Origin of the sequence: Mycobacterium sp. 23 (assembly GCF_048287075.1) — a bacterium.
In the GTDB taxonomy this organism is placed as follows: Bacteria; Actinomycetota; Actinomycetes; order Mycobacteriales; family Mycobacteriaceae; genus Mycobacterium; species Mycobacterium gordonae_B.
Genome location: NZ_JBLVUX010000005.1, coordinates 5,586,879 through 5,607,266, shown reverse-complemented (window position 1 = coordinate 5,607,266; position 20,388 = coordinate 5,586,879). Strand labels below are relative to the sequence as shown.

General features: G+C 72.7%; 13 protein-coding genes. 7 read left to right on the top strand and 6 right to left on the bottom strand.

Annotated elements, in window-relative coordinates:
• Positions 1-95 precede the first annotated feature (95 nt).
• Positions 96-287 (bottom strand): DUF5302 domain-containing protein, encoded by a 192-nt coding sequence (locus ACNQS7_RS27120; RefSeq protein WP_418014969.1) that lies wholly within the window; start codon positions 285-287, stop codon positions 96-98.
• 18 nt (positions 288-305) lie between these two features.
• Positions 306-749 carry a PPOX class F420-dependent oxidoreductase gene (locus tag ACNQS7_RS27115; protein WP_418014968.1) on the bottom strand — a complete coding sequence of 148 codons (444 nt, stop codon included), beginning with the start codon at positions 747-749 and terminating at the stop codon, positions 306-308.
• A 55-nt stretch (positions 750-804) separates the two neighbouring features.
• Here ACNQS7_RS27115 and ACNQS7_RS27110 point away from each other — a divergent pair, with 55 nt between their 5' ends.
• Both ACNQS7_RS27110 and ACNQS7_RS27105 read left to right on the top strand, forming a co-directional pair.
• Positions 805-1,320, top strand: coding sequence for a DUF1697 domain-containing protein (locus ACNQS7_RS27110; RefSeq protein ID WP_418014967.1), 516 nt, complete (start codon positions 805-807; stop codon positions 1,318-1,320).
• Positions 1,317-2,150 (top strand): class I SAM-dependent methyltransferase, encoded by an 834-nt coding sequence (locus ACNQS7_RS27105; protein WP_418014966.1) that lies wholly within the window; start codon positions 1,317-1,319, stop codon positions 2,148-2,150. The genes ACNQS7_RS27110 and ACNQS7_RS27105 overlap by 4 nt, the downstream gene beginning before the upstream one ends.
• Here ACNQS7_RS27105 and ACNQS7_RS27100 read toward each other — a convergent pair.
• Entirely contained in the window at positions 2,147-2,512 is a 366-nt protein-coding gene (locus tag ACNQS7_RS27100) for a GntR family transcriptional regulator (protein WP_065050128.1), read from the bottom strand. The genes ACNQS7_RS27105 and ACNQS7_RS27100 overlap by 4 nt on opposite strands.
• Positions 2,513-2,549: 37 nt before the next feature.
• Between ACNQS7_RS27100 and ACNQS7_RS27095 the strand changes: the two genes are divergently transcribed.
• On the top strand, positions 2,550-3,272 hold the full coding sequence (locus ACNQS7_RS27095; RefSeq protein ID WP_055576828.1) for an NAD-dependent deacylase: 723 nt from the start codon (positions 2,550-2,552) through the stop codon (positions 3,270-3,272).
• A gap of 223 nt (positions 3,273-3,495) precedes the next feature.
• On the top strand, positions 3,496-4,350 hold the full coding sequence (locus tag ACNQS7_RS27090; protein WP_418014965.1) for an endonuclease domain-containing protein: 855 nt from the start codon (positions 3,496-3,498) through the stop codon (positions 4,348-4,350).
• Positions 4,351-4,442: 92 nt separating this feature from the next.
• Here the strand turns inward: ACNQS7_RS27090 and ACNQS7_RS27085 are convergent, their stop codons facing one another.
• Genes ACNQS7_RS27085 through ACNQS7_RS27075 form a run of 3 tightly spaced genes read right to left on the bottom strand, consistent with a single transcriptional unit; the run spans position 4,443 to position 8,132 of the window.
• On the bottom strand, positions 4,443-5,072 hold the full coding sequence (locus ACNQS7_RS27085; protein WP_418014964.1) for a class I SAM-dependent methyltransferase: 630 nt from the start codon (positions 5,070-5,072) through the stop codon (positions 4,443-4,445).
• Positions 5,069-5,776, bottom strand: coding sequence for a TetR/AcrR family transcriptional regulator (locus ACNQS7_RS27080; RefSeq protein WP_418014963.1), 708 nt, complete (start codon positions 5,774-5,776; stop codon positions 5,069-5,071). The genes ACNQS7_RS27085 and ACNQS7_RS27080 overlap by 4 nt, the downstream gene beginning before the upstream one ends.
• Entirely contained in the window at positions 5,769-8,132 is a 2,364-nt protein-coding gene (locus ACNQS7_RS27075) for an MMPL family transporter (RefSeq protein WP_418014962.1), read from the bottom strand. Before ACNQS7_RS27075 ends, ACNQS7_RS27080 begins: the two co-directional genes overlap by 8 nt.
• Before the next feature lie 256 nt (positions 8,133-8,388).
• Here ACNQS7_RS27075 and ACNQS7_RS27070 point away from each other — a divergent pair, with 256 nt between their 5' ends.
• The 3 genes from ACNQS7_RS27070 (at position 8,389) to ACNQS7_RS27060 (ending at position 20,347) form a co-directional block, all read left to right on the top strand.
• Positions 8,389-8,520 carry a hypothetical protein gene (locus ACNQS7_RS27070; RefSeq protein WP_120793715.1) on the top strand — a complete coding sequence of 44 codons (132 nt, stop codon included), beginning with the start codon at positions 8,389-8,391 and terminating at the stop codon, positions 8,518-8,520.
• A gap of 340 nt (positions 8,521-8,860) precedes the next feature.
• Positions 8,861-14,188: a PE family protein gene (locus tag ACNQS7_RS27065; protein WP_418014961.1), complete on the top strand. Its 5,328-nt coding sequence runs from the start codon at positions 8,861-8,863 to the stop codon at positions 14,186-14,188.
• Between the two features lie 75 nt (positions 14,189-14,263).
• Complete coding sequence (locus tag ACNQS7_RS27060) at positions 14,264-20,347, top strand: PE family protein (protein ID WP_418014960.1); 6,084 nt, start codon at positions 14,264-14,266, stop codon at positions 20,345-20,347.
• The last annotated feature ends 41 nt before the right edge of the window (positions 20,348-20,388 follow it).

The window sequence follows — 20,388 nt, the reverse complement described above, 5'->3', positions numbered from 1 at the left end:
GCGCCAGATGACTCGGCCGGGCCGTCGACCGACTACCGCGGTCACGCCAAAACGATTGCGGCGCTTGAAGCTACCTTGAATTCTCGGGCGCGCCGCTAGCCGCTCTTGCGGCGGAATTCCCGGCGGTTGCCGACGGCACCGTGCGCCCGCGACTGCTTGCCACCACTGTCCTTGTGGTCGGAACCACCGGCAGACTTGGCCATCTTGCGTTCAAGGGCTTCGCGGAACTTGCGCTTGTTGTCGTCTTCCGGCGGTTCGGACGATTCCGGGGCGTTCGTGTCGGCCATACCGGCAGCCTATCCCGGTCAGCGCCGGCCCGGCGGCATCCCGTAGACATGCGATATCGGCATTGTCAGCAGTACCCGCCGGTCGGTGACCATGGCTTCGCGGTATTCGTCCCAGTCCGGATGTTCACCAGCGATGTTGCGGTACAAGGCAATCAGACCCTCCACGGTCTCGTCGTCGGGCGCCATCGCCGGCGGAGTCAGCTCCGCGATGCCCTCCGCGACCGCGTATGACCAGCCGTCGTCGGCGTCGACCAACAGCGATGCGCGGGGGTCCCGGCGCAGGTTCCGGGTCTTGGCGCGCGGCTCGGTGATCGACACCTGCAAGACCAGACCCCGGGCGTCGAAGTAGTACTGGACGTTCGACAACTGCGGTCGCCCGTCGCGCTTGATGGTGGCCAGCACTCCGATCGAGTTGCAACTGATCACGGCCAACAGCTTGTCGTCGAAGACGTGGCGTCCCATGCCGAAAGCCTACGTCGCATTGCGGCCTTCTCCGACGGGCTGATGAAATCGATCCATGACCAAGTACGCGGCATTCCTGCGCGGTGTCAACGTCGGGGGAGTCAATCTCAAGATGGCCGATGTGGCCGACGCCCTGACCGATGCCGGCTTCCAGAACGTACGCACCATCCTGGCCAGCGGCAACGTGCGGCTGGAATCGTCGGCCAAAGTCTCGACCGTGCGCAAGAAGGCCGAGGCCGCGCTGCGGGACCGCTTCGGCTACGACGCATGGGTGCTGGCTTACGACCTGGACACGGTGCGGGCCATCGACGAGGCCTACCCCTTCGAGCGCGAGGTCGAGGACCAACAGTCCTACGTCACCTTCGTGAGCGACGGCGACATCCTCGACGAATTGGCACAGCTGAGTCCCGGCCCCGAGGAGAAGATCGAGCGCGGCGAGGGCGTCATCTATTGGCAGGTGCCCAAGGGCAGCACCCTGGACAGCACCATCGGCAAAACGACGGGCAAGAAGCGCTACAAGTCCTCGACCACCTCGCGCAACCTGCGCACGCTGGCAAAGGTGCTCGCATGAGCGACCCCCAGACCCCGGCGCACAAGGTGGCGCTCAACGGCGTCTCGGAAACCGCTCTGCTGACGCTGAACGCCCGCGCTACCGAGGCGCGCCGCGGCGAGGACCGACTCATCGACGACCCGATGGCCGTGACGCTGGTCGATTCGATCGACTTCGACTTCGCCAAGTTCGGCCCCACCCGCCAAGACATCGCGATCCGGGCGCAGGCCTTCGACGGCGCCGCAAAGGCTTACCTGAGCACGCATCCGGCGGCCACCGTGGTGGCATTGGCCGAAGGCCTGCAAACCAGCTTCTGGCGCCTGGAGGCCGCGCTGCCGGAGAGTCGATTCCGTTGGCTGACAGTCGATTTGCCTCCCGTCATCGATATCCGCAAGCGCCTGCTGCCGTCCTCGCCGCGGATATCGGTGCTCGCCCAGTCGGCGCTGGACTACAGCTGGATGGACTCCGTGGATACCTCGGACGGCGTATTCATCACCGCCGAGGGACTGCTGATGTATCTGCAACCCGAGCAGTCGCTGGGACTGATCGCCGAGTGCGCGAAGCGATTCCCGGGTGGTCAGATGCTGTTCGACCTGCCGCCGCGCTGGTTCAGCCTGTTCAGCCGGCTGGGCATTCGCACCTCGCTGCGCTACAAAGTGCCGGCCATGCCGTTCAGCCTGTCACCGGGCGAGGCCGCCGATCTCGCCGCCACAGTGCCGGGCGTCACCGCGGTTCACGATGTGCGGCTGCCGAAGGGACGCGGGCTTATCTTCAACACCGCCCTGTCGGCGGTATACCGCGTTCCGCTGCTCGACCCGCTGCGCCCGAACCTGACGCTCTTGGAGTTCTAGTCGTCCGGAACGTTGGTGAGGTACCGCATCGCGTCGGACTTGGTCAGCCCCAGCGCGCGGGCGACTTCGACGTATTCCTTGGCGGCGGCCGCCATCGCGGCATCGGTCGGATCGAAGCGGGAGATGAAAGTGCCGAAACGACCGCGTGTTTCGACGATCGCCGCGGATTCCAGTTCGCGGTAGGCGCGGGCTACGGTGTTCGCGGCCACGCCCAGTTGGCCCGCCAAGTCGCGCACCGTCGGCAGTCGGGTTCCCGGCGGTAACGAACCGGCCCGGACCCCGTCGATCACTCCGGTTCTGAGCTGGTCGAATATCGGCTTACCCGCCTTCACATCGACCTTCAACAAATCGCGCAACTCCACATAACCAGTATTGCCCACCCGCGGCTATCTTTGTGGGATGCGAGTGACGGTGCTGAGCGGCGCAGGTATCTCGGCGGAGAGCGGCGTCCCGACGTTCCGTGACGACAAGAACGGATTGTGGGCCCAATTCGACCCGTACGAGCTGTCCAGCGTCCAGGGCTGGGAACGCAATCCCGAGCGCGTATGGGGCTGGTATCTGTGGCGCCATTACCTGGTGGCCGATGTTCAGCCCAATGCCGGGCACCAGGCGATCGCCGACTGGCAGCGGCATCCGGACGTCACGTCCGTCACCGTCATCACCCAGAATGTCGACGACCTGCACGAGCGGGCGGGTAGCTCCCCGGTTCATCATCTACATGGAAGCCTGTTCGAGTTCCGTTGTGCGCGTTGCGGTTTACCTTACGCAGAGGCGTTGCCGGTGATGACGGAGGCCGCTATCGAAGTGGAGCCGCCAGTGTGCCACTGCGGCGGTCTGATCCGGCCCGACATCGTTTGGTTCGGTGAGGCGCTGCCGCAGGGTCCGTGGCAGAGTGCGCTCGATGCGACGGAGAACGCCGACGTGGTGGTGGTCGTCGGGACGTCGTCGATCGTGTACCCGGCGGCCGGGCTTCCGGAACTCGCACTGGCCCGCGGCACCGCGGTGATCGAGGTCAACCCTGAGGCCACGCCATTGTCGCAACACGCGACACTGTGCGTGCGCGAGTCGGCGAGCCAGGCGTTGCCAGGGCTGCTCGAGCGGTTGCCGGCGCTGTTCAAGTAGGGCTGGTGCGCCGGCGGCGCCGAGCCTGCGCGGGCCGCGCCGAGCCTGCGCGGGCGGCGCCGTTTGTGGCCTAATCCGCTACCTCGTCGCAGTCTCGGCGCCCAGGGGGCAGTGTCGTCGAAGAAGTCCCGCGCTGCACACAGTTGCAAGTTCTTCCACAACAGCGATCGACTGGCTGCGAATTCGGCGGCGGCCGGTCTGGACAGTCCACGATCCTGGCTGCATGACGGGCGACGCACCTTTCATCGGCAGCGAGGCGATCGCAAACGGGTCCCTGAGACGGCACCAGCTGCGCTCGCGCTTCCGGCGAGAATTTCCCAACGTCTATGTCCAGCGCGAGGGCATCCTCACGTTGCACCAACGCTCCGTTGCAGCGTGGCTGTGGTCGGGTCGTCAGGGTGTGATCGCGGGAATGACCGCCTCGGCATGGCATGGATCGAAGTGGGTGGACGAGCGGCTGCCGATCGAGTTGATCTGGCGCAACGCGAGGCCCCCGCGTGGGGTCCGGACTTACGATATGCAACTGCTGACCGGAGAAAGCACCGTAGTCGAGGGCTTACCGGTCACCACGCCGCAACGCACTGCCTTTGACGTCGGCAGCCGTAGGCCGCTCGGCTCGGCGGTCGCCAACTTGGACGCCCTGATGCGAGCCACCAGTATCACCGCTGATGAGGTGCACGCCGTAGCCGAGCAGCATCGGGGCGCACGGGGACTCAGGCAGTTGGAAACGGCGCTGGCGCTGGTCGATACGGGCTCACAATCACCGAAGGAGACGTCGCTGCGGCTGCTGCTGACGCGCGCAGGTCTGCCACGCCCGACCACCCAGATCCCGGTGACAGTGGAGCGGGGCAAGGTGTACTACCTCGATATGGGCTGGGAGGACCTGATGGTCGCGGTCGAATACGACGGTGAACACCACCGCACGGACCGTTGGCAATACAGCAGGGACAACCACCGGCGCGAGATGCTGGAACGGCTGGGATGGATTGTGATACGAGTGACCGTCACCGATCGTCCGGAGAACATCATCGCCAGGGTGCGTGACGCACTGGACACCCGAAAGTCGGATCTGCGCTGACGGCAGCGAAACTGCGGGGAGGTGGCGGGAAACGGCAGGCCAAGCGCCCGCACCGCAGGCTCGGCGCCCTCAGCACAGGCTCGGCGCCGAGACTAGGGTCGGTGCGCCCGCCCCAGCGCCAACTCGGACACCGGCAGCGGCGCCCACGCGGGCAGCGTCCACTCCCGCCGCGCCCGGTGCACCTCGAATCCGGCTTCGACGATCGCGCGCTCGGTGTGACGATGCGTGTGGCAGTTGCCGAACATTCGTGGCCAGATGGTCGCATCGGCGACCCGTTGGAACCTTCCCCGGGCGCCCGCGCTGGCGATGTGCTCCAGATACCGCAGCTCCCCGCCCGGCCGAAGTAGCGAATGCAGCCGGCGCAGCACGCTGACCTGGTCGTGCACCGAGCACAGCACCAGCGAACAGACCACGGCGTCAAACGGCTCGACGTCGCCGATCTCCTCGGCGGTTTCGTGGGTCACCACCACGGGAATCGGCGCCTCGGCCGCGGCTGCCCTGGCGATGTCCACTAATCGCGGTTCGGGCTCCACGGCGAGAACGTGCGTGACGGCATCGGGGTAATACGCGAAGTTGGTGCCGCTGCCGGCACCGATTTCGAGCACCCGGCCCGAGAGGCCGGCCAGATTCTCCCGACGCAGCGCGCGGACCGCCTCGGCTTCGTGGGCGGCAAAAACGGGCCACACCCGGGCGAAGAAGGGATTGTCGACGCTCGGCGTCATGCTTGCGCCTCCTGTGCGGGGCGCTGCTCGAGCACCCAATCCATCACCCGCCGGGACGTAGCGTCGGCGCCGACGAGCCCGGCCACCATATGACCGCACACTACCGCGCTCAAAACCCGCTCGGCGAACGCCTCGACCTCACCGAACGGCAGATGCGGCTTGGCGATCAGGATGGCGGCCACGCCGTGGGCGGCGGTCCACAGCTCCAGCGCGATCATGGTCGGGTCATCGGTGCGGTAGACACCTTCGTCCATCAGCGACTGGACCGAGGCGCGCATGTGCCTGAACGCCGAACTGTCCAGTGCCATATCGACATTGCTGCCGGGACGCCATTCGCCCATGGTCGCCAGCCGGTAGAGCTCCGGGGTCTGCAGCGCGAATCGCACGTATGCCATCCCCTGAGCCCGAAGCGCCTCGGCGGTGCCGGTGTGCCCCACCGCGGCTCGCTCCATCGCCTCGTCGAGTCCTGTCAGGTACCGCGCGCAGACCGCGTCCAGCAACGCATTCTTGTCCTGGAAATGCAGGTAGATCGACGGTGACGTGACACCGACGCGCTGCGCGACCGACCGGATCGACACGGCCCGCGCCTGCCCGGTCTCCAGAAGCAATTCTGTTGCCGCGTCGAGGATTTCATGACGAAGCCGGTCACCGGACCCGCGCGGCGCACGCTGGCGGCGCAGCCCGTGTACCGAGACGTCAACCACGGCGCGTCACCGATGCGTGGACGTCGCGCCCGTTGCGCTGAGTCGGCATCTTGGCGGTGTCGGCCTCACTCGGCAACCGGTGGTCGGCACGCCCCTGGGGCGCTTCGAGCTTGCCGCCCTCGCTGATGCCGAACCGCTCATGCACCCAGACCAGCGGCTTGGGCGCCCACCAGTTCCACCTGCCCATCACGTGCATGAAGGCCGGGACCAGCACCATCCGCACCAGGGTGGCGTCGGCGATCACCGCCAGCGTCAGGCCCAGACCGAACATCCTCATGAAGGACACGTGTGCGGCGATCAGCGCCGCGAATGACATCGACATGACCAGCGCCGCCGCGGTGATCACCCGGCCGGTGCGGGCAACCCCCAGCGCCACGCTTTCGTCATTGGCGGCGTGTGCTTGCGCCGGGCTCGGCTTGGCGGGCCGGGCCGCACCGGATGCCAGCCAGTACTCCCGGATACGCGAGACCAGGAAGACCTCGTAGTCCATCGACAACCCGAACGCGATACAGAACAGCAGCACCGGCATGTTGGCGACCAGGGTCCCGCTCGGGGTGGTACCCAGCGCGCCGAGGTGGCCGTCCTGGAAGATCCACACCAGCGCGCCGAACGCGGCGCTCAACGAAAGCATGTTGAGCATCAGGGCCTTCAGCGGCAGCACGACGCTGCCGGTCAGCAAGAACAGCAGAACGAACGTCACCGCGGCCATCAGCCCCAGGACCAGGGGCAGCCGGTCGGTCACCGCGTCGACACTGTCCCGGTTGACCTGTGCGACGCCGGCCATCTCGACACTGCGCCCGCCCGGCCCCGCCACCTCATGCAGGCGTTTGAGCTGGTTGTCCGAGGCCTGCGAGAACAGCGGGGCCGTGCTGCTCACGGTCAGCAGCGCGCTGCCGTCCGTCATTCCGGTGGCCCCGACCGGCGGGCCGGACAGCTTGCCACCAATGAACGTCCCGTTCGGGGCGGAGACGGCCGATACGTCGGGCACCAGGGAGAGCCCGGCGGCGTACTGGCCGAGGTCGTCCGGTGTCAGTCCCCGCGCGTCGGGAACGACGATCGGCACGGCGGTGGCCGAGTCACGCGTGAAGTTGTCGCGCAGCTGGTTGCCTACCTGATGCGCCGACGCCGAGGTAGGCAGCACCCGGTCGTCCGGGAACCCCCACTTCACCGAGAAGAACGGCAACCCGAGCAGCACCAGAAGTGCCACGACGGCCGAGCCGATCGGCAACCAGTAGCGCATCACGAACTTGCTCGATCGGTACCAGAACAGCTGCTCGACCGGCTTGTGCACGGGTTCGGGGCGCCGAAAGACCCGGCGCAGCAGGCGTCGTACATCGAACGCGTCGATGCGCGAACCCATCAGCAAGATGGCGGCCGGGGTGACCACGATGGACGCGGTCGCGACGAATGCCACGGTCGCAACGCCGGCGTAGGCGAAGGACTTGAGGAAGTACATAGGGAAGGCCACCGTCGCGGCCATGGACAACGCCACGGTGACCGCTGAGAACAAGACCGTGCGCCCGGAGGTGGCCATGGTGCGGATCAGGGCCTGCTCGCGGTCGCAGCCTTCGGCCAGTTCGTCGCGATAACGGCTGATGATCAGCAAGGTGTAGTCGATGGCCAGCGCCAGCCCCAGTGCGGTGCTCAGGTTCAAAGCGAAGATCGACACCTCAGTGGTGAAGGTGACCAGCCGCAGCACCGACATCGACCCGACCACCGCCAGCGCGCCCAGCGCCATCGGCAACGCCGCCGTCAGCAAACCGCCGAACACCCACACCAGAACCAGGAAGCTGAACGGGATGGCGATCATCTCCATGACCAGCAGGTCTGCCTGGTTCTGCTTGTTGATCTGCGCGTATTCCATCGCGGAGCCGCCCGCTTGGACGGTGACGCCGTCGTGGTCGTGCACGAATTGGTCGGCCAGCGTCTGAGCGTTCTTCTGCGCGTCGTTTTCGCCGCCCTTGAGGTTGACGACGATCAGGCCGGACTTGCCGTCCTTGCTGATCAGGTCGGCGGCGGCCTCCGGAGGAGCGGTCCAGGGAGAGCTGGCGTTGTACACCAGCGGCGACTTCTTGAGCTGCTCGACGAGGTCGGTGCCCGCGGTGCGGGCCTGGTCGCTGCGGGCGCCTCCCGGCGCGGTGACCAGAATCAGCATCTGCTGGCCGCTCTGACCGAACTTGTCGGTCAACTGCGCGATGGCGCGCGCCGACTCGGAGTGGGGGTCCTGGAAACCGCCCGGGGACAGGCTGTTGGCCACCGGGATGCCGAAGACGGCGGCGGCGATGAAGACGAGTAAGGCGATACCGATGATCCGTCGCGGTGCGGCGATGGCCAGTCGAGCGATCCCCTGCAGCATGTCGTGTCCCTCCGGCCGCCGGCGCGCGCCGTACCGGGCAACCGCACACCTATCGGCGCTAACTTAGCAACGCTAACTTACAAGTGTCAAACAAGACCCCTGCAGTGATACGAGCGCAGGTAGGAGATGGTTCAACCGGGCGCGTAACGGGTATCCCAGCGCGTTTCGCCGGCACCCTACCCACCGGTAAGAATTGCCACCATTTTCCGAATCGTGACTCAAAGATTCCTTAATGCCGACTCTTACAGTCAATGTCATGTGGATCGACGACTCGAGTGCCGACGTCATCAAGGCTGACTTCGAAGCTCTCTACCACGGCGACATGCTCGTCGAAGGTGAGTGCTCCGAGCAGTTCGAAGACTGGCAACCCCTGCCGACAGCAAGCTGAGGTAAACACCATGGGCGTTATTGCGCGATTACTGATGGCCGAACCCACCGTCTCCCGATGGTTCCGTCGATAGCCACCTAGTGGTTCCGATGTAAGCCCCCCGCGACTGCGGGGGGCTTCTTTGGTTTCTGGGGTTCCAAGCTTGGCATGTCGCGCCCTATGCGCGATCACTCCGTTCGCGGGCCGCAAAAGACATTCGCCCGGACCGGGAAATACGTAATCCCATAACGTCTGGCCTGTACTACACCGGAATCATGTGAATGACGCATGAAAAGGCGGTTGTTACGGGTTTGTGGTTGCTACTCTCTGCGGCTTGGGGGCTAGCTGACGGAGGTGCCGCATGTCGTCGTTCGTGCTTGTCTACCCGGAGTGGGTGAGTGCGGCGGCCGAAGATCTGGCAGCGATCGGTTCGGCGGTCGGCTCGGTGAACCACCAGGCGGCACACAGCACGACGGCGTTGGCGGCAGCCGCCGGTGACGAGGTGTCAGCGGCCGTGGCCGCCTTGTTCTCCGGGTACGGGCGCGACTATGCGGCGGTCAGTGCGCAGGCCGGCCTGTTTCATCAGCGATTAGTTCAGGCTTTGAATACGGGCGCGGTCTGGTACGCCGGCGCCGAGGCCGCTAACGCGTCGCCGCTGCAGGCGGTCGAGCAGGTCCTCTGGGATGTCGTCAATGGCCCCACCCAGGCGGCGCTGGGACGCCCACTGATCGGCAACGGTGCGAACGCGACCACGCCGGGCGGGCGCGGCGGCGATGGCGGGTTGCTGTTCGGCAACGGCGGCGCCGGCGGTGCCGGCGGCCCCGGTCAGGCCGGAGGTGCGGGCGGCAATGCCGGCTTGTGGGGCAGCGGTGGTGTCGGCGGCGCCGGAGGTAGCGGGGCCGCCGGTGGTGGTGGCGGCGGCGGCGGATGGCTGACCGGCGCCGGCGGCGGCGGAGGTACCGGCGGAGTCGGTGGCGGCACGGGCGGCGCGGGCGGCAATGCCGGAATCTTCGGCGCGGGTGGAATCGGCGGCGCCGGCGGGGTGGGTGCGCTGGGGACGGCGGGTAACGCAGCGGGCACGTCGGGGGCTGACGGGCTGTCCGGAGCTAATGGCGGTAATGGCGGCACCGGTTCGGCTGGATCGGCGGGCGGCATCGGCGGCAACGGCGGTGCCGGTGGCCGCGGCGGCTGGCTGATGGGCGATGGGGGCGCCGGAGGCGCTGGTGGCGCCGGAGGTATGGGCGGCCAGGGTGCCGCCGGCGGAGCCGGTGGCCTGGGCGGCAACGGCCTGGTCAATGGTCAGGCCGGCGGCGGTGGCGGATCCGGTGGCGACGGCGGCAGCGGTGGCACCGGGGGTACCGGCGGGGTCGGAGGGGCGGGCGGCCAGGCCGGCGTCATTGGTCAGGTCGGCAGCGCGGGCAACGGCGGGGCCGGCGGTGCGGGTGGCCTGGGCGGGTCGGCCGGCGACGGCGGAGCCGGTGGTGCCGGCGCCACGGGACCGGTTGCGGGCCACGGTGGCACCGGCGGCCACGGCGGCAACGCCGGATCTGGCGGCTTGGGCGGAAGCGGCGGGGCGGCGGGCGGTGCCGGTGGCCAGGCGGGTTCGCACGGCGCAACAGGTGGTAGTGGCCCGGGGACCGGAAACGGCGGCGACGGCGGCCGGGGCGGTAGCTCGACCGCCCCAGGTGGCGACGGCGGTGCGGGCGGGACGGGCGGCAACGCCGGACGCGTCGGCAACGGTGGCCATGGTGGCGCCGGAGGACATGCGGCGGCCGGAGGCGCAGGGTCGTCGAGCCAGCAGTCCGGGGCCTCCGGAGGCATCGGCGGCAATGGCGGGGCGGGGGGCGCCGGCGGCGCCGGCGGCAACGGCGGCACCGATGCCGGCAATGGCGGTGCGGGCGGAACTGGTGGCAGCGGCGGGCGCGGCGGGCTTGGCGGCAACGGTTCCAGCGGGCAGCACGCGGTGACGCCGGGGAGCAACGGCCAGGCCGGTGGCGACGGCGGGTTGGGCGGAAACGGAGGCGTCGGAGGCAACGGCGGCGCCGGCGGCGCCGCTCTGGCTGCCTCCGGCCAGAACGGTGCGCGGGGTGCCGGCGGGGCCGGCGGGGCCGGGGGTGCCGGCGGAGCACCGGGTGACGGCGGCAGCGGCGCCGCCGGGGACCTCGGCATCGCTGCCGGTAACGGCGGCGCAGGGGGCAGCGGCGGAAACGCAGGTGCCGGTGGCGCCGGCGGCCTTGGCGGGTCCGGGTCGACGGTGGGCGCCGACGGCCTGGCCGGCATCAGCAACGCCAACGGGGGCAACGGCGGAAACGGGGGTGCCGGCGCGAACGGGACGGCGGGGTCGGCCGCGCAAGTGGCCGGCCAAACGGGCGGAACCGGTGGGAATGCCGGAGCCGGTGGCGCCGGCGGGAGCGGGGGTCACGGCGGCACCGACGGTGGCAACGGCGGCACTGGCGGCACTGGCGGCAGCGGCGGCCGGGGTGGCGCCGGCGGTAACGGCGCCAGCGGAGGCAACGCGGAGACGGCGGGTGCAAATGGCCAAGCAGGTGGCGACGGCGGCGCGGGTGGCAACGGCGGCGCCGGCGGAGCCGGTGGAGCCGGGGGCACTGCACTGGCTCCCGATGGCCACAACGGCGGGCGCGGTGCCGGCGGTGACGGCGGCGCCGGCGGCACCGGCGGACGGCCCGGCGACGGCGGAAACGGCGCGAACGGCGACCTCAATGTCAACAACGGCGCGGGCGGAAACGGCGGAAACGGCGGTAACGCCGGCCTCGGCGGGACCGGCGGTGGCGCGGGGACAGGTTCCACACCCGGCGCCGACGGGCTCAACGGTGTCAGCAACGCCAATGGCGGCAACGGCGGCAACGGCGGAGCCGGGGCCAACGGCACCGCCGGCGCCACCCCCGCACAGGCGGGCAAGTCCGGGGGTGCGGGCGTCAACGGTGGCGCCGGCGGCAACGGCGGGGCCGGCGGCCACGGCGGAACTGACGGCGGCGACGGTGGCAACGGTGGTCGCGGCGGCGTCGGCGGCCGCGGCGGCGCCGGCGGCAACGGCACTACCGGCGACAACGCGGCGCTGCCCGGCGGCAATGGAGCGGCCGGAGGCGACGGCGGTGCCGGCGGTGACGGCGGTGCGGGCGGCAGCGGCGGTGCGGCCGGCGCCGCCCTGGCGCCGGCCGGCCACAGCGGCGTGCGCGGGGCCGGCGGCAACGGCGGCGCCGGAGGCGCCGGCGGGGCACCTGGTGACGGTGGTAACGGCGCCAACGGAGTCGCGAGCGTCAACAACGGCAACGGTGGTAACGGTGGTGCAGGCGGAGACGCCGGAGCAGGTGGCGCCGCTGGCGCGGGCGGCGCCGGTTCGGTCAACGGCGCCGCCGGGGCGGCGGGTCTGAGCACCGCCGGCGGCGGTAGCGGTGGACGCGGCGGCAACGGCGCGGACGGCGCGTCAGGAACCAATCCCTCGGGTGCGGGCATCTCCGGCGGCAACGGAGTGGCCGGCGGAGCCGGTGGCACGGGTGGCGCCGGTGGTCAAGGCGGCTTCGACGGCGGCAATGGCGGCGCAGGGGGCCACGGCGGATCGGGCGGCCGCGGCGGGGCCGGTGGCAACGGGGTCAGCGGAGCTAACGCGACGGCGCTTGGCAGCGACGGCCAATCCGGCGGCGACGGCGGCAACGGCGGAGCAGGTGGCGCCGGCGGCAACGGCGGAGCAGGCGGCGCAGCGCGCGCCTCATCCGGACACGACGGCGTCCGCGGAGCCGGCGGATCCGGCGGTGCCGGCGGATCCGGCGGCACCCCCGGCGACGGTGGCAACGGCGCCGATGGCGCACTGCCCACGGCTGCCGGCGGTGACGGTGGCGCAGGAGGCAAAGGCGGAAACGGGGGCAACGCGGGCCTGGGTGGCGTAGGCGGCGCCGGTGGTGCCGGTTCGACCGGCGGCGCAACCGGCCTGGACGGGATCAGCACTGCCAATGGCGGCAATGCCGGTAACGGCGGCAACGGCGCCGCAGGTGCCAACGGCTTAATGGCCACGAACAACGGGCAGTCCGGCGGCGCCGCCGGAAGCGGAGGCGCCGGTGGCGCGGGCGGCGTCGGAGGCCGCGGCGGCACTGATGCCGGCAATGGCGGTGCCGGCGGATCGGGCGGTAGAGGCGGTGCGGGCGGCGACGCCGGCTTCGGCGCCAACGGAGCAGCCGGTGCCGTGCCGGGCGCCGCCGGTCAGTCCGGGGGCGACGGCGGCCAGGGTGGCAACGGCGGCGCGGGCGGCAACGGTGGCCTGGGTGGCACAGCGTTGGCCGCGTCAGGAAAAGACGGCACACGTGGGATCGGCGGTAACGGCGGTAACGGCGGTAACGGCGGCCAAGCAGGCGACGGGGGAAACGGCGCGGCCGGCGCGTCGGGCGGCACCACGGGTCAAGCCGGGGGTAACGGCGGTGACGGCGGCAATGCAGGCGCATCCGGCACCGGCGGGAAAGGTGGTATGGGTTCGACCAACGGGACAGCCGGTACCAACGGGCAGTCGCCCTATCAGGGCGGCAACGGTGGTCGAGGTGGCGACGGCGGCCAGGGAGTGGGCTCTGGCTCCTTCACCGGGGGCGCCGGCGGGAACGGGGGCAACGGAGGCAAAGGAGGTAGCGCCGAATTCGGTGCTGCCGGCGGCAGCGGCGGCGGGGGTGGCCGTGGCGGTGTCAATGACAACGGTTACGGCGGGGCCGGCGGTAACGGTGGCAACGGCGGGGCCGGCGGCACCGGCACCGGCGGAACCGACGGCAATGGCGGAAGCGGTGGGGCCGGTGGAATGGGCGCCGACGGCCGCCTGGGAGCCCCCGCGACCGGGGGGGCCGGCGGTAACGGCGGCAATGGCGGCAGTAGCGGAACGACGGGACTCAATACGGCCGGGCAGGCCGGCGCCGGCGGCAACGGCGGAAACGGCGGCGCGAGCGGCAACGGCGGCAACGGCGGCAACGGCGGCACCGGCTTCGGCCATGCAAGCGGCGGAGACGCCGGTCAGGGCGGAAAAGGCGGCGACGGCACCGGCAGTGACGGTCAGGCCGGCGGCGGCAACGGAGGCCGAGGTGGAACAGGCGGTAGCGGTTACGCCGGCGCCGGCAACGGAGGCTCCGGAGGGGCCGGTGGTGCCGGCGGGCTGGGTACTAACGACATCACTGGCGGGTCCGGCGGCAGCGGCGGCGCCGGCGGCGACGGCGGCAACTCTCAGATTGGTGCGGGCGGAGCTGGTGGTGCTGGTGGTGCCGGCGGGGCCGGAGGCTTCACCAGCGGCAGCGACGACGGCCAAGGCGGCACCGGCGGTGTAGGGGGTGCCGGCGGCAACGGCGGCCAAGGATCGACCTCGGGCGGCGCCGGCGGCGCCGGCGGTAAGGGCGGCGACGGCGGCTGGTACAGCAGCGAACTCGGCGGAATCGGCGGCTACGGCGGCACCGGCGGCACCGGCGGCACCGGGGGCATCGGCGTCAACGGCGGCGGCGGCACCGGTGGAGACGGGGGCTCCGGCGGCAACGGCGGCAACCACCTCAAGAGCAACACCGGTAGCGGCGGGCATGGCGGCAACGGGGGCAACGGCGGCAAGGGAACTTTTGGTAGCGGCGGCGCCGGAGGCACCGGCTCCGGCGGCAGTTATTTCGATGGCACTGGCGGAACCGGCGGCAAAGGCGGTGCCGGCGGCGCGGGGTAGCGCCTCCGGAGCGTCATCCAACCTCTACTGTCTAACAGCCTCCACAGGGCTCCCATCGCGTCTGGAAGGTGTTTGATGTCGTCACTTCACGTAATCCCGGAGTTGCTCGCGACGGCGACGGCGGATCTGACGCGGCTCGCGTCCGAAATCAATTCCAGCAACTCGGCGACCGGGAGCCGGACGACCGCCTTGGCAGCTGCCGCGGGCGATGAGGTGTCAGTCGCGATCGCGGCGCTGTTCTCGGACCACGGTCAGCAATACCGGTTGATCAGCGCCCGGGCCGCGGAATTCCACCGCGACCTCATCACGCAACTCAGCGGCAGCACCAACAGATATTTGACTGCCGAAGCGGCCAACGTGTCGCCCCTGCAACTCGTCGAGCAAGGCCTGCTAGGAATCGTCAACGGACCCTCTGACGCCGTTCTGGGACGGCCGTTGATCGGCAACGGGGCCAACGCGACCACCCCGGGTGGCCGCGGCGGCGATGGCGGTTTGCTGTTCGGAGACGGCGGCGCAGGCGCAGCGGGAGCGGCCGGCCAGGCCGGAGGTGCCGGTGGCAGCGCCGGCCTGTGGGGTCGCGGGGGCGCCGGTGGGACCGGCGGCGCCGGCGCCAACGGCGGCGCAGGCGGGTCCGGTGGCTGGCTGGCGGGCGCCGGTGGCGCGGGTGGTGCGGGCGGCGTCGGCGTGGGCGGTGGCATCGGCGGAAGCGGTGGCGGCGGCGGAAATGCCGGGATATTCGGCGCCGGCGGCGTGGGCGGGGCGGGCGGCAGCGGTGCTGCCGGCACCCCTGGCGCTACCGCAGGTTTGGCTGGATCCGATGGCCTCACCGGGATCAACGGCGGCAATGGCGGTAACGGCTCGAACGCCGGTAACGGCGGCGCGGGCGGACTCGGCGGCGCAGGGGGGCGCGGCGGCTGGTTGATCGGCACCGGTGGCGCCGGGGGCACCGGAGGCGCCGGCGGGGCCGGCGGGGCCGGCGCGGTCGGCGGTGACGGTGGTCTGGGCGGTAACGGTTTTGCAGGCTCCGGCCAGTCGGGAGCCGCGGGCGGCAGTGGCGGTGATGGCGGCGCCGGCGGTACCGGCGGCGCCGGCGGTACTGGCGGTGTCGGCGGTGCCGGTGGATTTCTGGGCACGGCGGGTGCTGCCGGCAACGGGGGTGCGGGCGGCAACGGCGGCTTTGGTGGAGCAGCAGGCAACGGTGGCGCCGGCGGCACCGGCGCGACAGGTCTGACCGCCGGAAACGGTGGCGCCGGCGGCCAGGGCGGCAACGCCGGAGCCGGCGGCGCGGGAGGCGCCGGCGGGGCGTCCGGAGGCGCCGGCGGCCAGGCCGGGGCCCACGGGACGACGGCGGGCAACGACGGGCCCGGTACCGGCGGAAACGGCGGTAACGGTGGCGACGGGGCGAACGCCACGGTCGCCGGGGCAAGCGGTGGCGCCGGCGGAACCGGCGGTGATGCCGGGCTCGCCGGCAACGGCGGGCGAGGCGGTCGCGGCGGCGACGGGGCGCAGGGCACGCTGGGCGCGTCGAGCCTGGCGCCGGGCGGCACGGGTGCCGGCGGCGGGACCGGTGGTAGCGGCGGAAGTGGCGGCGCCGGCGGCCAGGGCGGCGCACATGCGGGCAACGGCGGTGCGGGCGGCGCCGGCGGTGTCGGCGGCAACGGCGGGGCCGGCGGTGCGGGCACCCACGGCTCGGCGGGCAGCACGGCGGGAGCTGCCGGCCAGTCGGGCGGCGACGGCGGCGCCGGCGGCGACGGCGGCACGGGCGGTAGCGGTGGCGCCGGGGGTACCGCGCTGTCGGCCTCAGGTCACAACGGTGTGCGCGGAGCCGGCGGAGACGGTGGGTCTGGTGGCGCGGGCGGCGCACCCGGCGACGGCGGCAACGGGGCCGCCGGCGCGACGGGAGTCAACAGCGGCGCCGGCGGGAACGGCGGAGCCGGCGGCAATGCCGGATCAGGCGGCAAGGGAGGTAACGGCGGAGTCGGTTCGACCAACGGCGCAACCGGAGGCGCCGGTCTGAGCACCGCCGACGGCGGCAACGGCGGCAACGGTGGCAACGGCGCCGCGGGAGCTGCTGGAACCTCGCCGAACACCCCGGGGAGTTCAGGGGGTACCGGCGGCGCAGGCGGAGTTGGCGGCAATGGTGGTGCCGGCGGTCGAGGCGGCACCGATGCGGGCAACGGCGGGCTCGGCGGGCGCGGCGGCAACGGCGGGCAGGGCGGTGTGGGCGGCACCGGCGCGAACGGTGCCAACGCCACCGCGTCAGGCGCCGACGGCGGAGCCGCGGGTGACGGCGGAACGGGCGGCAGCGGCGGGGCCGGCGGCAGCGGCGGCCTCGGCGGAAGCGCGCTGGCCGCGGCAGGCCACGACGGCGTCCGCGGTGCGGGCGGTGCCGGCGGTGCGGGCGGCGCCGGCGGTACTCCGGGCGACGGCGGCAACGGCGCCGACGGAGCTCAGGGCGTCAACAACGGCAACGGAGGCGCGGGCGGCCGCGGCGGCAACACCGGCTCGGGCGGCAGCGGTGGCGCCGGCGGGAGTGGTTCCTTGCCTGGCTTGTCCGGGCTGTCCGGGCTGAGCACCGCCAACGGCGGCGTCGGCGGCAACGGCGGCAACGGGGCTAACGGCGCCGCCGGAAGCGCCTCCGCGACGCCGGGCACCTCCGGCGGAAATGGCGGCTCGGGGGGCGCCGGGGGCGCAGGGGGCGCAGGGGGTACCGGCGGTACCGACGCGGGCAACGGCGGAGACGGGGGCCTCGGCGGTCGGGGCGGACGCGGCGGCGACGGAGGCACGGGCAGCCACGGCGCCAACGGCGCCACGGCGGGCTCTGCCGGTCAGGCCGGCGGCGATGGCGGCACCGGCGGAAACGGCGGTGTGGGTGGCAACGGCGGCGCGGGCGGCGCCGCCCTGGCAACTTCGGGCCACAGCGGCACACGGGGCGCCGGCGGCGCCGGCGGCGCCGGCGGAGGGGGCGGCACACCCGGCGACGGCGGTAACGGCGCTAACGGCACCGCCGGCGTCAACGGCGGCGACGGCGGTACCGGGGGTAGCGGCGGCAACGCCGGTGCCGGCGGCACCGGCGGCGCCGGGGGCACGGGTTCGGTCACCGGCGCGGCAGGTGCGGCGGGCCTGAGTACCGCCGACGGCGGCGCCGGCGGGGCCGGCGGCCACGGCGCGCAGGGCGCCGCGGGGTCGTCGCCAACGATCGCCGGCCAATCCGGCGGCACTGGGGCGAACGGCGGCTCGGGTGGCGCGGGTGGTTCCGGCGGACGCGGCGGGACCGACGCCGGGGATGGCGGAGCCGGTGGTCGCGGTGGTGAGGGTGGCCGGGGTGGTACCGGCGGCACGGGCGCCCCCGGCAGCAGCGCCACCGCGGTCGGGGCCGACGGCCAGGACGGCGGTAACGGCGGCGCCGGCGGCAACGGCGGCAGCGGGGGCACCGGCGGAACCGGGGGCGTGGCGGTGGCCGCAACCGGCCACAACGGTGTGCGCGGAGCTGGTGGTGCCGGCGGGGCCGGCGGTAACGGCGGGGCTCCGGGCGATGGCGGCAACGGCGCGAACGGAGCCGTCGGCCTCGCCAACGGCAGCGGCGGTAACGGCGGAAGTGGCGGCAACGCGGGAGCAGCCGGGTCAGGCGGGTTCGGCGGTGCCGGGTCCACTCCCGGCGCCGACGGATTGTCCGGGCTCAGCATCGCCAACGGCGGCGCCGGCGGCAACGGGGGTAACGGTGCCGACGGCGCCGCTGGTATCTCGCCGTCGGCTGCCGGTGTCAGCGGCGGCGCCGGCGACAACGGCGGCGCCGGCGGATCCGGCGGCAGCGGCGGCCACGGCGGCACCGACGCCGGCAACGGCGGGGCCGGCGGCAACGGCGGCACCGGCGGCCGCGGAGGTACCGGCGGCAACGGCACCCACGGCGCCAATGCCACCGCAGCCGGTGCCAACGGCCAGAGCGGTGGTGACGGCGGATCCGGCGGCAGCGGTGGTTCCGGCGGTAACGGCGGCGCGGGCGGTGCCGCACTGGCGTCTTCGGGTCAGACCGGGGTGCGCGGCACCGGCGGCAACGGCGGCGCAGGCGGCAACGGCGGGTCGCCGGGCGACGGCGGCAACGGTGCCACCGGCGGCGTCGAGGTCAACGGCGGCGCAGGCGGCAACGGCGGCAACGGCGGCAACGCCGGGGCAGCGGGAAGCGGCGGTGCGGGTGGCAAAGGCCTGACCAACGGCACGACGGGGGCGGCCGGACAGAGCACCGCCGACGGCGGCAACGGCGGCAACGGAGGCGACGGCGCGGCCGGGGCCACTGGCCTTTCGCCCTCGGTTTCCGGCGCCAACGGCGGTTCCGGTGGCACCGGCGGCGCCGGCGGTTCCGGGGGCAGCGGGGGCCACGGCGGCACCGACGCCGGCGACGGCGGCAACGGCGGAGCAGGTGGCAACGGTGGCAACGGTGGCATCGGCGGCACAGGAGCCGACGGCGCGACGGGAGGTAGCCCGGGAGCTAACGGACAGACTGGCGGTGACGGTGGCGCCGGCGGCGGCGGTGGCGCCGGCGGGAATGGCGGCAACGCCGGAAAGGCATTGTCGGCCAACGGGAACGACGGTGTTCGCGGCGCCGGCGGAGCCGGCGGTAACGGTGCCAGCGGCGGCGCCCCGGGCAAGGGGGGCGACGGCGCCACCGGCGCGACGGCCGTGAATGACCTACCCGGAGGATCGGTCGGCAACGGTGTCAACGGCGGAACCGGCGGCAACGGCGGCAACGGCGGCAACGCTGGTGTCGCCGGAGTCGGCGGAGCGGGCGGCAAAGGCCTCACCAACGGCGCGGCCGGTACGTCAGGGGCCACCCTCTACGTTGGCGGCGCAGGCGGCGCCGGCGGCACCGGCGGCGAAGGGGGCGGCTCTGGCGGCACCGGTGGCGCGGGCGGCAACGGCGGCACCGGTGGTGTCGGCGGTAGCGGGGTGACCGGCGCCGATGGTGGAGTGGGCGGCAAGGGCGGTACCGGCGGCGCCAACAACACCGGAGGCGCCGGCGGCGCCGGCGGCATCGGCGGTACCGGCGGCTCCGGCGGCCTGGGAACCAGCGGGACCAACGGCACTGGCGGCAAGGGCGGTAACGGCGGCACAGGCGGTTCGGGTGCATCCGGTCAGGGCGGTGTCGGCGGCGCCGGAGGCATCGGTGGCAGCAGCCAGGGCAACGGCGGCAACGGCGGCGACGGCGGCACCGGCGGCAATTCGGCCGCAGGTGGCCGAGGCGGCGACGGGGGCAGCGCGGCCGGATCGCTCGGCGGTAACGGCGGCAACGGCGGCAATGCCGGTGTCAGCGATGTCTTCGTCAACGGTGCCGCCGGCGGCGATGGCGGTATGGGTGGTGTCAGCACCGGCGGCAACGGCGGCAACGGCGGTAACGGCGGCAACGGCGCGGCCGGCGATGGCGCCGGGACCAGTGGCGGAGCCGGAGGCAACGGCGGAGCCGGTGGCACGGCCCCGAACCACACCGGCGGCACCGGCGGCACCGGAGGCATCGGCGGAGATGGCGGGGACGGTGGGAACGACCAGCACGGCGGAACCGGTGGCAACGGCGGCAACGGCGGTGGCGGAGGCAACGGGGCGAACGCCGGCGACGGGGGCACCGGGGGCGCCGCCGGCAACGGCGGCGACGCCGGCGGCGGCGGTGGTTTCGCCGCGCCCGCGGGCGGCAACGGCGGCCGAGGGGGCAACGGCGGCTACGCCGGCAACGGCGGCACCGACACGACCGGGATGGGCGGCAACGGAGGCGACGGCGGCAATGGTGGCGTCGGCGGCACCGGCACCGGAGTGTTTGCCGGTCAGGGCGGCTTCGGAGGCGACGGCGGGACCGGCGGCGATGGCAGCGCCGGAGGCAATGGCGGTAACGCAGGCGACGGCGGCAACGGTGGTGCCGGCAGCACCGAAGGTACGACTGGCGGCACTGGCGGTGCCGGCGGCAACGGAGGTACCGGCGGTCGGGGCGACGTCGTCGGCACTCAAGGCGCCGGCGGTACCGGTGGCAACGGCGGCCGGGGCGGCAACGGCGGCGCCAGCGGTCCCGTCACGGGTAGCCCCGGATCCGGCGGCGGAACCGGTCACCCCGGCGGAAACACAGGGGCCGGTGGTGCCGGCGGCGGCGGCGGCTCGGGAGGCCAGGGCGCACAGTGATGCGCCCGCGCAGGTGTCGCGCTAGGTGCGGTCGCCGCGAC

Coding starts and splice junctions, on each gene's coding strand:
- ACNQS7_RS27115 (WP_418014968.1), bottom strand. CDS start 749: ATGGGACGCCACGTCTTCGACGACAAGCTGTTGGCCGTGATCAGTTGC.
- ACNQS7_RS27110 (WP_418014967.1), top strand. CDS start 805: ATGACCAAGTACGCGGCATTCCTGCGCGGTGTCAACGTCGGGGGAGTC.
- ACNQS7_RS27060 (WP_418014960.1), top strand. CDS start 14,264: ATGTCGTCACTTCACGTAATCCCGGAGTTGCTCGCGACGGCGACGGCG.
- ACNQS7_RS27105 (WP_418014966.1), top strand. CDS start 1,317: ATGAGCGACCCCCAGACCCCGGCGCACAAGGTGGCGCTCAACGGCGTC.
- ACNQS7_RS27070 (WP_120793715.1), top strand. CDS start 8,389: ATGTGGATCGACGACTCGAGTGCCGACGTCATCAAGGCTGACTTCGAA.
- ACNQS7_RS27095 (WP_055576828.1), top strand. CDS start 2,550: ATGCGAGTGACGGTGCTGAGCGGCGCAGGTATCTCGGCGGAGAGCGGC.
- ACNQS7_RS27065 (WP_418014961.1), top strand. CDS start 8,861: ATGTCGTCGTTCGTGCTTGTCTACCCGGAGTGGGTGAGTGCGGCGGCC.
- ACNQS7_RS27120 (WP_418014969.1), bottom strand. CDS start 287: ATGGCCGACACGAACGCCCCGGAATCGTCCGAACCGCCGGAAGACGAC.
- ACNQS7_RS27090 (WP_418014965.1), top strand. CDS start 3,496: ATGACGGGCGACGCACCTTTCATCGGCAGCGAGGCGATCGCAAACGGG.
- ACNQS7_RS27085 (WP_418014964.1), bottom strand. CDS start 5,072: ATGACGCCGAGCGTCGACAATCCCTTCTTCGCCCGGGTGTGGCCCGTT.
- ACNQS7_RS27075 (WP_418014962.1), bottom strand. CDS start 8,132: ATGCTGCAGGGGATCGCTCGACTGGCCATCGCCGCACCGCGACGGATC.